Raw genomic sequence first — 14,622 nt, forward strand, 5'->3', positions numbered from 1 at the left:
CGAATCAATCGTGCCATCGGTTCCGGCATGTTCTTCAAGAACAAGGTCCTGACCGACGCCTGCGATCTCGCTATTGAAAATGGCCACGCCGTCCACATCCTGGGCCTGCTCTCGCCCGGCGGTGTACACAGCCACGAGGAACACATACACGCCATGGCGGAACTGGCGGTAAAGCGGGGGGCAAAACAGGTATACCTGCACGCCTTTCTCGACGGACGCGATACCCCGCCCCAAAGCGCGGCGTCGTCCATCCAGGCCATGGAAGACCGTTTCGCCAGCCTGGGCGGCGGGCGTTTTGCATCCATCATCGGCCGCCACTATTCGATGGACCGGGACCACCGCTGGCCGCGGATCCAGGCCGCCTACGATTTGATCACCGAGGGCAAGGGAGAATTCCAGGCGCCCACTGCACAGGAGGCGCTGGACATGGCCTATGCCCGCGGTGAGACCGATGAATTCGTCAAGGCAACCGCCATCGTCCCGTCGGGCACGCAGCCTATTCAGGTGAATGATGGCGATGTGGTCGTGTTCATGAATTTCCGCTCGGACCGCGCACGCCAGATTACGCGCCCATTCATCGAACCGGATTTCGACGCCTTCCATCGCGAGCGCACCCCCAAGCTCGGGCGCTTCGTCAGCCTGACAGAGTACAACTCCGAATTCGATGTACCGGTTGCCTTTCCGCCAGAGCGACTCGAGAATGTGCTCGGCGCCTATCTCGCCTCCCTGGGAAAAAGACAGTTGCGCATTGCCGAGACCGAGAAATATGCCCATGTAACCTTCTTCTTCAATGGCGGCGTGGAGGCACCTTTTCATGGCGAGGACCGCATCCTCGTACCCTCGCCTACCGATGTCGCGACCTACAACCTCAAGCCGGAGATGAGCGCGGGCGAGGTTACGGAAAAAGCGGTGGCAGCAATCCGCAGTGGCACCTATGACACCATCATCTGCAACCTTGCCAACCCGGACATGGTCGGTCACACGGGAGACTTCGATGCGACCGTAAAGGCGATCGAATTCCTCGACGGCCGTATCGAAGAGTTGGTTGAGGCGCTCCAGGAAGTGGGCGGCGAACTGCTGGTCACTGCCGATCATGGGAATGCCGAACAGATGTTCGATCCCGCTACCGGACAGGCCCACACCGCGCACACCACCAATCCGGTCCCCTTCCTGTACGTCGGTCGCCCCGCCACCATGGCCGCGTCCGGAGCATTGCAGGATCTCGCGCCGAGTATCCTCTATCTCATGGGCCTGCCGATCCCGGCGGAAATGACGGGTCGCCCGCTGATGAGCCTGGCGGAAGACAGCAAGGAAGCGCCGGAAAGCGCAGCCGGCTGAACCCCTCGACCCCCGCCAGGGAATCCGTGAAAATCCCGGGAGAGATGTCACACCCAACGGTATTGCGAGCCCCGATTCTGTTTCTGGCGTTACTGATGATTCCCGCCGGGATCGCCCGCGCCGATACCGAGGCGGAGCGTACCCGCATACACCGGCAGATCCAGGAACTACAGCAACAACTGGATCGCACCAAATCCCAACGCGAGAACGCCCGATCCGCGCTTCGCCAACTCGAACAGCGCATCAACCAACAGGGGAAATCGCTGGAACGAACCCGTGTTCAGCTGCGCAGCGCCCGGAGAAAGCTCAGACAACTTGAATCCCGGCGGTCGCGAATGGAGGCCGGCATGGCGCACCAACGCCAGCAGCTTGGTCAGGAGGCCCGAACCGCGCTTGTCGTCGGCCGCCAACCGTACCTGAAGGTGTTGCTCAGCCAGCAAGACCCGGATACCGTCAGTCGCGTGCTGACCTATTACCGCTATTTCGCACTCGCCCGCGCGGATCGCATATCGACGCTGCATGACAAGCTCGCGAGCCTGGAAACCCTGCAAGAGAAGATCCGCGGCGAAACCCGGACGCTGGAGCTGGCACAAAAGCGATACGAAGAAAACTCCCGCGGACTCAAGCACTCGCGATCACAGCGCCGCACCCTGCTCGCCAGCCTGGACCGTCGCGTGCACAGCCAGAGCGAACGGATTCGTGATCTCCGCCAGGCGGAGAAAAGACTGGATCGCCTGATGGGCGAACTCGATGTCAAGGAAACGCAAACCCGTACCCTGCCGTCGGGAACAAAACCGTTTCGGCGCCTGCGCGGAAAGCTGCCGCTTCCGGCCTCGGGCCGCATCACTGCCCGGTTTGGCGCACCCCGAACCGGCTATGGCGACATGCGCTGGAAAGGCATCTTCATCCGCGGCCGCGAAGGACAGCAGGTGCGCGCCATCTATCCGGGGAAGATCGTGTTCGCCGACCGGCTCGAAGGATATGGGCTATTATTGATAATCGAGCACGGTGATGGCTATATGACACTGTACGGTAACAACGAGAGCCTGTATAAAAAGGTCGGGGACCCGGTCGAGGCCGGTCAGGTCATTGCCAGTATGGGAAGTACCGGGAGCCCGTTTCATCCTGGTCTGTATTTCGAGGTGCGACACCAGGGCAAACCCAACGACCCCCTGCGTTGGTGCGCGCTCCGCTAGGAGACCTGCCATTCCCCACCGCAGAACAGAGATTCCGATGGAGAGTGTCCTGTCCGCAGGCACTGCGAACTGAGAGTTGACGATGCGAAATACCACGCGCTATGTACTGATCCTTTTGCTGGGCGTTTTTATCGGCGCCGCGGTCACCGTAGAGCACGCTGTGCGCGCCGAGAAGCCCACGGTTCAGGACGCCCTGGCGCCGCTGCCGCTGGACGAGCTGAAGACCTTTGCCGAGGTGTTTTCGCGCATACAACAGGACTATGTCGAACCGGTAGACAACAAGAAGATTCTCGAGGATGCAATCCAGGGAATGTTGTCGGGACTCGACCCCCATTCGGCTTACCTTGATCCTGAAGGCTACAAGGAAATCCGCATCGGAACGGAAGGCCAGTTTGGCGGCCTCGGTATCGAGGTGACGATGGAAAACGGCTTCGTCAAGGTAGTCACACCGATCGAGGACACGCCCGCGGCCAAGGCCGGTCTGCTCACCGGCGACCTGATCGTTCGCATCAACAAGGAATCCATCAAAGGCCTGAGTCTCAACGAAGCCGTTCGCAAGATGCGCGGCAAACCGGGGACGCGGATTGAACTGACCATCGTGCGCGAAGGCCACGACAAACCCATGGACTTCACGCTCGAGCGCGCCGTGATCAAGCTGCAGAGCGTCAAGCGCCGCTTGCTGGAACCGGGGTACGGCTACGTGCGTATCACCCAGTTCCAGGGCAATTCCGGCAAGGGCCTGACCAAGGCGTTGCGCTGGCTGCGTACGAAGAATAAACATGCTCTTAAGGGCCTGATCCTCGACCTGCGCAACAATCCCGGCGGGGTGTTGCCCGTTGCGGTATCGGTCGCCGACACTTTCCTGAACAAGGGTCTGATCGTATACACCGTGGGCCGGACTTCTGATTCGGATCTGCGCTATTCCGCCACCCCCGGCGACGCCCTCAAGGGTGCCCCCATGGTGGTGCTGATCAACGGCGGATCGGCATCCGCGTCAGAGATCGTTGCCGGCGCACTGCAGGATCATCACCGTGCCGTCATAATGGGCACGCGCAGCTTTGGCAAGGCATCGGTACAGACCATCATACCCATGAGCAACGGCGGCGCCCTGAAGCTCACCACGGCGCGCTACTACACGCCCAAGGGCCGGTCCATCCAGGCGGAGGGGATTGAGCCCGACATCGTCACCGAGGAAGGCAAGCTCACCGTCGCCAAGCACGAGCCGACGCTGAAAGAGGCCGACCTCGCGCGTCATCTGAAACGGGTAGGGAAGGACAAGAATGACGCCCAGACAGCCAAGGAATCGAAGGACGTGACCGATGGGGACTTCCAGTTGCGCGAGGCCCTGAACCTGCTCAAGGGCATCACCATCATGGGCGAGAACAAGGGGCAGTGATGTTTCACGCGGCGGGCGAGCCACAAACCCGACGCGTCAGAATACTGCTCTGCGCGGTCCTGCTTGCAGCGCTGGCACTCCCTGTCGGGAGCGCGATCGCGAAGTCGGCCGGGCCCGCCCTGGTCGCAATTATCATCGATGACCTGGGCAATAATCTGGACCGGGGTGTGGAGGCGTTAAATCTGCCCGGTCCGGTGGCCTGCGCCATCCTGCCCGATTTGCATTATTCCACGCCGCTGGCAAAACGCGTTCACCAGGCCGGTAAGGAAGTACTGCTTCACTTGCCGCTGGAACCTACCGTTCGCAAGGACCTGCTCGGACCGGGATCGCTGGTCGACAAAATGGACCTGAACTCCGTCGAGTCCTCTCTCCAACAGAGCCTGAAGACTGTACCCTTCGCCGTCGCTATCAACAATCACATGGGTAGCCAATATACACAGGACGACGCGGCCATGGATCGCCTTATGGATTCCATACACATCCTGCGGCCCGATCTCTTCTTCGTCGACTCGCTGACGACGCCTCACAGCGTCGTCCGCCAGACCGCGGCGGAGTATGGCATTCCTTCCCTGTCCCGCGACGTCTTCCTGGACAATGACCGATCGCCGGACGCCATCAACAAACGGCTGGATCAGCTCTTCCACATTGCACGACTCCACGGAACAGCCATTGCGATTGGCCATCCGTATCCGGAAACCCTGAAAGTCCTGCGTGAGCGCCTCAAATCATTGTACAAGGGCGATGTGCGGCTGGTCCCGCTCTCTCTCATCCTGGCACTCAAGACCAATGTGAGCGAACCTTGACGCACGTACTGGTTCCACTTGCCGAGGGTTTCGAGGATCTCGAGGCGATCACCATCGTGGATCTGTTGCGGCGTGGCCAGATTGAAGTAGTCACCGCTGGCCTGAAACCGGGTCCGGTCCAGGGCAGCCGGGGAACGGTGGTGATCCCGGACATGGGCCTGGACCAGGCGCTGCAGGAGCAATTCGACATGATGGTTCTGCCGGGAGGCCAGCCCGGCGCGACTAATCTGCAAAAGGATGAGCGAATCCGGATACGCTTGCAGGAAATGGCGGCAGACAATCGACTGACAGCTGCCATTTGCGCGGCGCCGGCCGTGCTTGCCGCAGCGGGATTGCTGGACGGCCGCAAGGCTACATCCTTCCCGGGCGCAATCGATCCGGATAGATATCCGAATGTTCACCTTGGCAACGAGCCCGTGGTGCGCGATGGCAATATCATTACGTCGCGCGGTCCGGGTACCGCGATGGATTTCTCCCTCAGCCTGATCGAAATCCTTTCCGACAGGAAAACGCGGGACGCGGTTGAGGCCGCCCTGCAGCGTCCACAGCTTTGAGTTTCGGTACACGGAGGAAGGCATGTCCGAACAACGTCAAATTCAGATCCGCCCGCTGCGCGGTTCCGACCTGGATGCTGTGATGCAACTGCATCGGGAACTGGGATGGAACCCCGCCTTTCACGCCGACGGCAGTACCTTGCGCCAGCGACTCTCTGCCCTGACCGCCGAAGAAGATTCCCTGTTGCTTGTGGCGGAGGTAGATGGAGTCGTCGCGGGTTACATCCATGGCGAGATTGTCACTTACCTCCTGTTCGCCGGGCGGGAAATGCTGATATCCGAAGTCTTTGTCATCGAGACGCATCGCGGTACGGGGATCGGGTCAGCCCTGGTGCGGGCGATGGAAAAAGAAGCAGTGGACCAAAGGTGTTTCCGCATCAGCCTGCTGAACAGTCGCGAACGGGAATCCTACAAGCGCGGATTCTATCCCTCACTGGGGTACAAGGAACGCGCCGGAACCGCCCTGTTCGACAAGCGTCTGGACTGGGGCTGAACGCCTGTTATCGGAAATTAAACCGCGTGGAAAAGAGGATGCGGGTCTGGTTGACGTTAAACAGATCCCAGGTGGGCTGATCGTAGGTGAAGTTCGCTTCCGCGCTGACGTTCCAGTTCGGATTGACGCTCCAGTTCCAACCGGCGGAAATACGGGTGTAGTCCTCCAGTTCGGACAAGCTCGCAGCCCCGGTCGCCGGATCGCCGGTCTGGTAGCGCAGGCCAACATAGGGCAGGTGACGCGGCCCTACCGCCCACTGACCGCCGACCGCCAGACCGTATACACGACGGGTGGGGTCGGCAATGCTCACGCTCTGCTGAAGCTCGTTGCCGTAGTACAGGCTTCCGGAAATGGCACTGCCTGCTTCGCCGATGTCTGAAGTCCAGGAAACAGAGGTGAGCGTATTGGCCGTGTCGGAGCGAGTGGTGTCGTTGTAGGCCGCCCACGCCCCCTTGCCATAGTGTGTCGCCACCGTTAGCTGGCCCAGCCCCTCAAACTGATGTCGCCACTTCAGACCCAGGGCGCTGAGTTCCTCCGACCGACCGTCCGAGAAAAGGGAGTCACGATGCAGAAGGGGAATGGAAAACGTTTCTCCTCCCAGGGCGAACCCGACTTCACCGCGCAGGGTGCTGGAGTCGCGGTTGATATCCGCTTCCGGGCCCCGAAATACGTGGTCCATTCCTACCTGGCCTTCCACCAATGACTGGGGATGATTGCGCAGAAGTGCCGACGGACGATCGTGCTCGCGCAGGGCCTTCAGTGTGGCTGCATCAAAAGAATCCGCGGGGTAGGCACCGGTAAACACCGTTTCGCCAAACCAGGTGAGTTTCTGGTCCGCATGGACCGCGCCACCGGCGGCCAGTCCGGCAGCCAGAAAACATGTGAGAATGGTTCTTTTCATGATTTTGTCCGCACCCGCGCCCCGGGACCATATTTTAATAACTGCCCATTCCTACATCATAGGATAACCGATTCGCCCCCCGAGGTCATAAGCAATCGTCGGTAAATATCCCGGTTTTATCGGCCTGGAGACGAAAACCATGCCCGCACCAGCAGAATAACCCCGAGTCCCCCAAGGACCCATCCGGGAGCCGGGGGAGCGGCATAGGGCCGGTAACCCAGGGCCCGGGCCAGGGTCCCGGCGACCACCAGACCGGCACCGGTTACGGCGGCGAGGAGTTGGCGATACTGGCGCTCCCACAACTGCCGCCGTTCGCGTTCCTGCTCCCGTTCGTGCTCGGGGTCAAGTGCGCGCTGGTGCTGCAGGACCTCGTGCACCAGGGTCGGCAGCTCCGGTACCAGCTGCCACCACTTCGGAGCCTCCCGCCGCAAGGTCCGAAGCAGTGCCCGGGGCCCCAGCTGATCGCGCATCCACTGCTCCAGGAACGGCTTGGCGGTGACCCAGAGATCGAGGTCCGGATAGAGCTGCCGGCCAAGCCCCTCGATCTGGAACAGGGTCTTCTGAAGCAGGACCAGTTGCGGCTGGATTTCCATATTGAAGCGCCGAGCCGTCTGAAACAGGTGCAGCAACAGGCGGCCAAACGAAATGTCCTTGATGGGTTTGGCGAAGATCGGTTCGCACACGGCCCGGATTGCCGCCTCGAAGTCCTCGGCCACGGTGTCCGTGGGTACCCAACCGGCGCGCAAATGTGCATCGGCGACGGCGCGGTAGTCCCGATTGAAGAAGGCGAGAAAATTTTCCGCCAGATAGCGCTTGTCGGCCTCCCCGAGGGAACCCATGATGCCGAAATCCACTGCGCGATACTGGCCATCGGGAGTAACGAAGATATTCCCGGGGTGCATGTCGGCGTGAAAGAACCCGTCCCGGAACGCCTGGGTGAAAAAGATTTCGACCCCGTTGTCCGCCAGCTGCCGCAGGTCCACACCGGCCTCTTTCAGCGCCGTCACATTGCTGATGGGAATCCCCTCGATGCGCTCCATGACAAAGACTTCCTTGCGCACCAGGTCCCAATACACCTCGGGCACGTAGAGCAGATCAGAACTCTCGAAATTGGCCCGCAGCTGGCTGGCATTCGCGGCCTCCCGCCGCAGGTCCAGCTCATCATGGATGGTGCGACGAAACTGGTCCACAACCTCAACCGGACGCAATCGCGCCCCATCGGGCAGGTATCGTCGCACCAGTCTTGCGAGCGTATACAGCAGACGCAGATCGCGCTCGATTGTGCGCTCGATGCCCGGTCGCAACACCTTTACCGCGACTTCGTTGCCATCGAGCAAGGTCGCAAGATGAACCTGGGCGACGGATGCCGAGGCCACCGGTTCGCGTTCAAAGCGGGAAAATATCTCTTCCAGCTTGCGGCCGTACGTCTGTTCGATGATGGCCGCGGCCCGGTCTCCGGGGAATGGCGGAACCTTGTCCTGCAGCCGGGTGAGTTCCTGCGCAATGTCTTCGGGCAGCAAATCCGGACGGGTGGACAGAACCTGGCCGAACTTGACGAAGATGGGGCCGAGTTCTTCCAGGGCTTCCCGGAGTCGCTGCGCCCGCGGTTTGCGTGGCCGGTGGAACCAACGCCATGGCAGCAGGCGTAGCAACAAGCGATACGGGCGAAACAGGTGAATGGCGCGAACGAATTCGTCGAGATCGTGGCGCACGAATACGCTATTAATATGGAGCAAACGGGACCAACGCGTAGGAGGGATCATTCGGCTCAGTTCCCAAGCCGGGCAATGCGCACGGCCAGGCGGTCCACGTCACTGCGAAGGCGGTCAACATCGGCCAGAAACCGCTCGACCGATTCGCGTCGCGGTACCAGTCGTGCTTCTTCCTGCAGATACTCACTCGCGTCCGCGCGCACGGTTTCAGCCACATGTCTTCCCCAGCGCCGGAAGGCCTGTCCGCCTCGGCTCAGGCGATGGGCCAGGGAGTCACCCAGATAGCGCGAAAAGAACTCTTCCCAGTCGGGTCTGAAGTCCTTGAGAATGTGCTGAAAGCGCTGTCCCAGTTCCAGGTCCCCACTGATCTGCATACGTCCCGAGCGGAACACGCCGGCGGCGCGCTCGCCGCCGAGAAGCCGCGCAAAAGATGGAAGACTGCCCGATATGGTGACGTCGGGATCCCCGTCGAATTCCTGGCGAATGCGGAAGCCACCTTCGGATGTAAGGAAGTACCAGCGCCCGCCTTCTCGTTCCCCCGCCCCGATCACATGCAGGCAGAATACCCGACCCTCGATATCCCCGAGTCGTCGCAAGGTTTCCGGGTCGAGGCGCAAAAAGCGGTTGCCCGCGTCCTCCCCCAGTGCCGTTGCCAATCGTTGTATGGTCATCGTGTACTTCGCAGATGGTGACTGTGCGTGGACATTTGCTCAGAGATGATAGCCCTTGTGCACAGCAACAATGCCGCCACTGAGATTGAAGTAATGGGCGCGATCGAACCCGGCCTCGGTCATCATGTCCTTGAGGGTTTCCTGGTCGGGATGGCGACGGATGGACTCTGCCAGGTACCGATAGCTCTCCTCGTCCCTGGCCACCACTTTGCCCATAAGCGGCAGGATATTGAACGAATAGCTGTCATACAGCTTGCCGAGACCCGGGACTACCGGGTGCGAAAATTCCAGAACGACCGCGCGACCGCCGGGCTTGAGTACCCGGTACATGGACCGAAGCGCAGCATCCTTGTGGGTCACATTCCGCAGACCGAATCCAATAATCACGGCATCGAACTCGCCATCGGCAAAGGGCAGATCCTCGGCATTGGCTTGCACAATCTCCACGCCGGCAATTCCGGCATCGGCGAGCCGCGCCCGTCCCTGCTCCAGCATGGAACTGTTAATGTCGCTCAGACACACGCGGCCGGATGGACCGACACGCTTACGGATTCGCGCCGTCAGATCGCCAGTGCCACCGGCCAGATCCAGTACCGCCTGGCCGCGGTGCAGATCCAGCTGGTCGACCGCAAATCGCTTCCACATCCGATGGATGCCGAAGGACATCAGGTCATTCATCAGATCATAACGACTCGCAACCGAATGAAAGACCTCGCCCACCAGGCGCGTCTTGTCCCCCTCCGGCACCTCGCGAAATCCGAAGTGGGTAGTCCCTTCGCTACGGGGCGGTCGCTCGCTCATTTGCCGGCCTCGTCGGCAGAAACCTTGCGCTTGTAGCCGGCCTCATCAAGGCGTGCCAGATAGTCGGCCCAGTACTTGTCCTGCTGGTCGCCCAGTTCATACAGCGTCTCCCAGGAGTAGATACCGGTATTGTGGCCATCGTCGAAATGCAGGATTACGGCGTAGTTGCCCACGGGCTCGATCTGCTCAATGTTCACGTTTTCCTTGCCCAACTGCAGCACCTCCTGCCCGGGACCGTGCCCGCGCACTTCGGCCGAGGGCGAATAAACCCTCAGGTACTCACAGGGCAGTTCGAACCGCCTGCCGTCCTCGAATGCGATTTCCAGGATTCGGCTCGCGCGGTGAAGCTTGATTTCGGTCGGTTTGCTGCTCATGGGATCTGCCCTGGGGGTATGTCGTCGGGGCGGCGATTATACCGGCTTGGCCGGGGTCGCGCAGAGAAACCATATAAGTGTGCGGATTTCCCCCGCCGCTGCCAAGGACGCTATCCCCGGGAGCCGCCTTGCTCCGCCAGCCAGCCGGCCACGGTCTCAGCATAGTAGGTGAGGATCCCGTCACCACCGGCACGTTTCATCGAAAGCAGGGCTTCGAGCACCGTGGCTCGTTCGTCCAGCCAGCCGTTCTGGGCCGCCGCCTTGAGCATCGCGTACTCCCCGCTAACGTGATAGACGAAGGTCGGGACGCCAAAACGGTCCTTCACCCGACGGACGATGTCCAGATAGGGCAGACCCGGCTTGATCATGACCATGTCGGCCCCTTCGTCCAGGTCCATGGCTACCTCATGCAGGGCCTCGTCGCTATTGGCCGGGTCCATCTGGTAGCTGTGCTTGTCACCTCCACCCAGAGCCGCCGCCGAACCCACGGCATCGCGGAACGGTCCATAGAAACTCGATGCGTACTTGGCGGCATAGGCGAGAATGCGAGTATGGATGTAGCCCTGGTCTTCCAGTGCCCCACGGATGGCACCGACGCGCCCATCCATCATATCCGAGGGCGCAACCACGTCCGCCCCGGCCGCGGCATGGGCCAGGGCCTGGCGCACAAGAACCACGACGGTTTCGTCATTGAGCACATAGCCGCTTGCATCGATCAGGCCGTCCTGCCCATGGGAGGTCTAGGGATCCAGGGCCACGTCCGTAATGACGCCGAGCTCGGGAAACTTCTCCTTGAGGGCGCGAACCGTACGCGGCACCAGGCCATCGGGATTGAAGGCCTCGGCCGCGTCCTCCGACTTCAACGACGGGTCGACAACCGGAAACAGGGCCACGGCCGGAATGCCAAGTTCGAGCAGGCGCCCCGCCTGCTCCAGCAACAGATCAATGCTGCGCCTCTCGATGCCGGGCATGGACTCCACCGCCTCGGTCCGCCCCTCACCATCAAGCACAAATACCGGCTGAATCAGATCGTCCACCATCAGCCTGTGCTCGCGCATCAGCCGGCGCGAAAACGAATCCCGCCGCATGCGGCGCATGCGGCGCGCGGGAAAGGCCGCCGAACTCTTCTTGTCTGCCACCGAAACCTGCCTCCTGTCACACAGGAAAAGACTACATCACGCAACGGATTGTGCCCAAAATCTCGGCACCTGCAAAACAAAGGGCCCGGCGAACCGGGCCCGAGGGATACCCTATTGACGATACTCAGGGCTGCTTAGCGTTTCTTCTTCTTCGCCTTCTTCTTCGCCTTCTTTTTCACGGCCTTCTTTTTTCCCGCCTTTTTGGCGGCCTTTTTCTTGACCGATTTCTTCGCTACCTTTTTCTTTGTGCCCTTCTTCTTGGCGGCCTTCTTCTTCGCGACCTTTTTCTTCACCGCCTTTTTCTTCGCTACCTTCTTTTTAGCAGCCTTTTTCGCAACTTTCTTCTTGGCGGCCTTCTTCTTCGCGACCTTTTTCTTCACCGCCTTCTTTTTAGCTGCCTTTTTGGCCGCTTTCTTCTTGGCGGCCTTCTTCGCGGCCTTCTTGGCCGCTTTTTTCGCCGGTTTTGCTGCCGGTTTGACGGCGATCCGGGGCGCGGCTTCGGCCTTCTCGATCTCACCCATGGCCTTGGCCAGAGGGCGGATCTGGGCCTCGATCACGTCGCTGATGTTGTTGAAGATGTCGTTGACACTGCCCACACCCTTGACCGTACGCAGCTTGCCCTGGGCGCGGTAGTAGGACGCCAGCGGTGAAGTCTGCTGTTCGTACACCGTCAATCGATTGCGCACCGTTGCCTCGTTGTCGTCGGATCGGTGCTGCAGGGCCCCGCCGCATTTATCGCACTTTCCAGGCTCTTTTGGCGGGGAGAAATAGATGTTGTAGATCGCACCACACGAACCACAGGTCCGACGCCCGGTGATCCGCTTCATCAGGACTTCGGTATCCACGTCCACCAGCAGGGCCAGCTGGATGGGCTGGGACGAGCGCGCAAGCATGGCGTCCAGGGCCTGGGCCTGGGGAATATTCCGCGGAAACCCGTCGAGGATGAATCCGGCCTTGGCGTCGGGCTGACCGAGACGCTCCTGGATAATGCCCAGAACAATATCGTCGGTGACCAGTTGCCCGGCATCCATGGCCGCCTTGGCCTTTTTCCCCAGATCGGTGCCAGCCGCTACGGCCTCGCGCAGCAGATCGCCGGGGCCTGCGTCCCTTTGCCGGATCCCGGCGCTCCTAGTAGTACGATTCTCATATTTTTGTTCTCGCCTCGGTAGGATTGGTAGCTGTTTTTACCGCTCTTTGATTCCCAGAAAAGGCGTGGGAGTGCGGCTAAAACTACCTATGGACCGCTTTGGCGTCAACGCTTTTCTGCGGGTTTTTCGCCATTTTTCGTTACATTTTGACGAATCACGCTAGGAAGCGTCAGCCATTTTGCGTTAATCTAGCGCCCACTTTGCGGCCGGCCGGGCGCCGATTCATGGCGGCGGCCGACGGAATCCGCCCGCAGGCAGGGCCAGAAACATGACAACAGCACCCGACTTCACCGAGACCGAACTGGCGATCGTGCGCGACACCGTTGCGAAACGCTATGGCAAGCCGATCGACATCCAGTTGGCAGACGCAGAAATCCGTCCCGACGCGGCCGCGCGGACCCTGGTCACGGTACCCGCCGTGTTCTGGTCGCAGCGACGTGCGAATTTCATCATTTTCAGGCTGGGCAAGGCCCGGTATCGCCCACAGTTTTTCTACCGCGGTTACGAGCAATTCGGCACCGGGCGCGAAGTCTTCGATGACATCGGCGACTGCGTCACCGCGGTCCTGCAGATACAGGCCGACCACGAGCGCCAGCTCGCCCAGGAAGCCGGCGCCTGAACCCCTTTCCGATACTGGCAATTCATCTAATTTGAGGAGAACGCAATCCCATGCCGAAAACCAAAACCAGGAAAACAGCCCGAAAGAAGACCGCGCGCAAACGTACCGCGTCCAAACCGGCACCCTTGAACGCCTTCTACGCCCAGTCCGGCGGCGTGACCGCAGTCATCAATGCCTCGGCCGCCGGCGTGATCGAGACTGCACGCAAGAACAAGAACAGGATCGGCAAGGTCTATGCCGGCCGGAACGGCATCATCGGCGCCCTGACCGAAGACCTGATCGATACCAGCAGGGATTCCGCGGCGGCGATTCGTGGTCTGCGCCACACGCCCTCGGGTGCCTTCGGTTCCTGTCGCTACAAGCTCAAGAGCCTGGAGCAGAACCGACGCGAGTACGAACGCCTGATCGAGGTTTTCAAGGCCCACAACATCGGCTACTTCTTCTACAACGGGGGCGGCGACTCGGCCGATACCTGCCTCAAGGTCTCGCAGCTGTCCGAAACCATGGGCTATCCCATCAAGGCCATCCACGTGCCCAAGACCGTGGACAACGACCTGCCCATCACCGACAACTGCCCCGGCTTCGGTTCGGTCGCCAAGTACATCGCCGTGTCCACGCGCGAGGCAAAGTTCCTCAAGCGCGTCGACGCTATGGTCAAGAAGCACGGCTACTGCACCGTCGTCGTATCGGAGGGCGTGCGCTGGCCCGAAGGGCGATTCCTCGCCGATACCGGCCTGAAGGACGCCTTCGGCCATGCGCAGCTGGGTGGCGCCGCGACCGTAATCGCCGGCATGGTGCAGAACGAACTCAAGCTCAAGAACCACTGGGCTGTGGCCGACTACCTGCAGCGGGCGGCGCGGCATATCGCTTCCAAGACCGACGTGGACATGGCCTACGCCATGGGCAAGGCCGCGGTTCAGTTCGCCCTCAAGGGTCACAACTCGGTCATGCCGACGGTGGACCGCATCTCGAACAAGCCGTTCAAGTGGAAGGTCGGCATGGCACCCCTGAACAAGGTCGCCAATGTCGAGAAAATGATGCCCAAGAACTTCATCACCGCCGACGGTTACGGCATCACGCAGAAATGCCGCGACTATCTGGAACCCCTGATCAAGGGCGAGGACTACCCGCCCTATCGGGACGGAATGCCCCAGTACGTGCGCCTGAAAAATGTCGCGGTGAAGAAGAAGCTGGGCAAGTTTTCACTGTAAAAACTGATAGCTAGCGGTATGGGCACGCATTGGCGCAAGAATTTTGATGATTTGATAAAAATTTCAAACTTGCGCCGGTGCGAAAGCCCGTGAAGGATTACCCGCGGTGATCTGACCATGGCCCTGGACAAGGAACGAGAGCTGTTGCAGGTACAGGCGGACTTCGGTAATTCAGGTCGGCGCCAGGGTTCACCAAAAGCGGAAATGCGCGCCTGATAGCCGGGCCAAAGAACGAAAACCAAACTGGAGAGAGGAGCATGCTCAAT

At 60.6% G+C, this 14,622-nt stretch carries 13 protein-coding genes and 2 pseudogenes; 8 read left to right on the forward strand and 7 right to left on the reverse strand.

Translation table 11 applies throughout. The annotated features are described in order from the left end of the window. The first annotated feature begins 3 nt into the window (after positions 1-3). From gpmI to P8X48_06980, 6 genes are all read left to right on the forward strand, one after another. On the forward strand, positions 4-1,338 hold the full coding sequence (gene gpmI / locus P8X48_06955) for a 2,3-bisphosphoglycerate-independent phosphoglycerate mutase (GenBank protein ID MEJ2107054.1): 1,335 nt from the start codon (positions 4-6) through the stop codon (positions 1,336-1,338). 44 nt (positions 1,339-1,382) lie between these two features. Next, positions 1,383-2,534, forward strand: coding sequence for a peptidoglycan DD-metalloendopeptidase family protein (locus tag P8X48_06960; GenBank protein MEJ2107055.1), 1,152 nt, complete (start codon positions 1,383-1,385; stop codon positions 2,532-2,534). A gap of 82 nt (positions 2,535-2,616) precedes the next feature. Then, positions 2,617-3,930, forward strand: a complete 1,314-nt coding sequence (locus P8X48_06965) for a S41 family peptidase (GenBank protein ID MEJ2107056.1) — start codon at positions 2,617-2,619, stop codon at positions 3,928-3,930. After that, positions 3,930-4,733 (forward strand): divergent polysaccharide deacetylase family protein, encoded by an 804-nt coding sequence (locus P8X48_06970; GenBank protein ID MEJ2107057.1) that lies wholly within the window; start codon positions 3,930-3,932, stop codon positions 4,731-4,733. Before P8X48_06965 ends, P8X48_06970 begins: the two co-directional genes overlap by 1 nt. Next, the gene (locus P8X48_06975) at positions 4,730-5,287 is read left to right on the forward strand and encodes a DJ-1/PfpI family protein (protein MEJ2107058.1); all 558 of its coding nucleotides are present in this window, start codon (positions 4,730-4,732) and stop codon (positions 5,285-5,287) included. Before P8X48_06970 ends, P8X48_06975 begins: the two co-directional genes overlap by 4 nt. Before the next feature lie 22 nt (positions 5,288-5,309). After that, the gene (locus P8X48_06980; GenBank protein MEJ2107059.1) at positions 5,310-5,780 is read left to right on the forward strand and encodes a GNAT family N-acetyltransferase; all 471 of its coding nucleotides are present in this window, start codon (positions 5,310-5,312) and stop codon (positions 5,778-5,780) included. Between the two features lie 7 nt (positions 5,781-5,787). Here the strand turns inward: P8X48_06980 and P8X48_06985 are convergent, their stop codons facing one another. From P8X48_06985 to P8X48_07015, 7 genes and pseudogenes are all read right to left on the reverse strand, one after another. Continuing rightward, entirely contained in the window at positions 5,788-6,681 is an 894-nt protein-coding gene (locus P8X48_06985; GenBank protein MEJ2107060.1) for a hypothetical protein, read from the reverse strand. 116 nt (positions 6,682-6,797) lie between these two features. After that, on the reverse strand, positions 6,798-8,444 hold the full coding sequence (gene ubiB / locus P8X48_06990; protein ID MEJ2107061.1) for a ubiquinone biosynthesis regulatory protein kinase UbiB: 1,647 nt from the start codon (positions 8,442-8,444) through the stop codon (positions 6,798-6,800). Between the two features lie 5 nt (positions 8,445-8,449). Further along, positions 8,450-9,064 (reverse strand): SCP2 sterol-binding domain-containing protein, encoded by a 615-nt coding sequence (locus P8X48_06995; protein MEJ2107062.1) that lies wholly within the window; start codon positions 9,062-9,064, stop codon positions 8,450-8,452. A gap of 39 nt (positions 9,065-9,103) precedes the next feature. Then, positions 9,104-9,865: a bifunctional demethylmenaquinone methyltransferase/2-methoxy-6-polyprenyl-1,4-benzoquinol methylase UbiE gene (gene ubiE, locus P8X48_07000; GenBank protein ID MEJ2107063.1), complete on the reverse strand. Its 762-nt coding sequence runs from the start codon at positions 9,863-9,865 to the stop codon at positions 9,104-9,106. Next, positions 9,862-10,239, reverse strand: a complete 378-nt coding sequence (locus P8X48_07005) for a DUF971 domain-containing protein (GenBank protein MEJ2107064.1) — start codon at positions 10,237-10,239, stop codon at positions 9,862-9,864. The genes ubiE and P8X48_07005 overlap by 4 nt, the downstream gene beginning before the upstream one ends. 110 nt (positions 10,240-10,349) lie before the next feature. After that, positions 10,350-11,336: pseudogene (gene hemB / locus P8X48_07010) on the reverse strand (porphobilinogen synthase). A gap of 605 nt (positions 11,337-11,941) precedes the next feature. Further along, positions 11,942-12,466, reverse strand: a pseudogene (locus P8X48_07015) (nucleoside monophosphate kinase). A 328-nt stretch (positions 12,467-12,794) separates the two neighbouring features. Here P8X48_07015 and P8X48_07020 point away from each other — a divergent pair. Together P8X48_07020 and P8X48_07025 are read left to right on the forward strand one after the other, a co-directional pair. Then, on the forward strand, positions 12,795-13,145 hold the full coding sequence (locus P8X48_07020; protein ID MEJ2107065.1) for a hypothetical protein: 351 nt from the start codon (positions 12,795-12,797) through the stop codon (positions 13,143-13,145). Positions 13,146-13,195: 50 nt separating this feature from the next. Next, a complete protein-coding gene (locus tag P8X48_07025; protein ID MEJ2107066.1) occupies positions 13,196-14,356 on the forward strand; it encodes a 6-phosphofructokinase in 1,161 nt (386 codons plus the stop codon). The last annotated feature ends 266 nt before the right edge of the window (positions 14,357-14,622 follow it).

The organism is Acidiferrobacteraceae bacterium (assembly GCA_037388825.1).
Taxonomy (GTDB): Bacteria; Pseudomonadota; Gammaproteobacteria; order Acidiferrobacterales; family JAJDNE01; genus JARRJV01.

What these genes read in the sequence shown, in the direction of transcription:
- P8X48_06960 (MEJ2107055.1), top strand. Translation starts at nt 1,383, where the DNA reads ATGTCACACCCAACGGTATTGCGAGCCCCGATTCTGTTTCTGGCGTTA.
- P8X48_06965 (MEJ2107056.1), top strand. Translation starts at nt 2,617, where the DNA reads ATGCGAAATACCACGCGCTATGTACTGATCCTTTTGCTGGGCGTTTTT.
- P8X48_06970 (MEJ2107057.1), top strand. Translation starts at nt 3,930, where the DNA reads ATGTTTCACGCGGCGGGCGAGCCACAAACCCGACGCGTCAGAATACTG.
- P8X48_06980 (MEJ2107059.1), top strand. Translation starts at nt 5,310, where the DNA reads ATGTCCGAACAACGTCAAATTCAGATCCGCCCGCTGCGCGGTTCCGAC.
- P8X48_06985 (MEJ2107060.1), bottom strand. Translation starts at nt 6,681, where the DNA reads ATGAAAAGAACCATTCTCACATGTTTTCTGGCTGCCGGACTGGCCGCC.
- ubiB (MEJ2107061.1), bottom strand. Translation starts at nt 8,444, where the DNA reads ATGATCCCTCCTACGCGTTGGTCCCGTTTGCTCCATATTAATAGCGTA.
- P8X48_06995 (MEJ2107062.1), bottom strand. Translation starts at nt 9,064, where the DNA reads ATGACCATACAACGATTGGCAACGGCACTGGGGGAGGACGCGGGCAAC.
- ubiE (MEJ2107063.1), bottom strand. Translation starts at nt 9,865, where the DNA reads ATGAGCGAGCGACCGCCCCGTAGCGAAGGGACTACCCACTTCGGATTT.
- P8X48_07005 (MEJ2107064.1), bottom strand. Translation starts at nt 10,239, where the DNA reads ATGAGCAGCAAACCGACCGAAATCAAGCTTCACCGCGCGAGCCGAATC.
- P8X48_07020 (MEJ2107065.1), top strand. Translation starts at nt 12,795, where the DNA reads ATGACAACAGCACCCGACTTCACCGAGACCGAACTGGCGATCGTGCGC.
- P8X48_07025 (MEJ2107066.1), top strand. Translation starts at nt 13,196, where the DNA reads ATGCCGAAAACCAAAACCAGGAAAACAGCCCGAAAGAAGACCGCGCGC.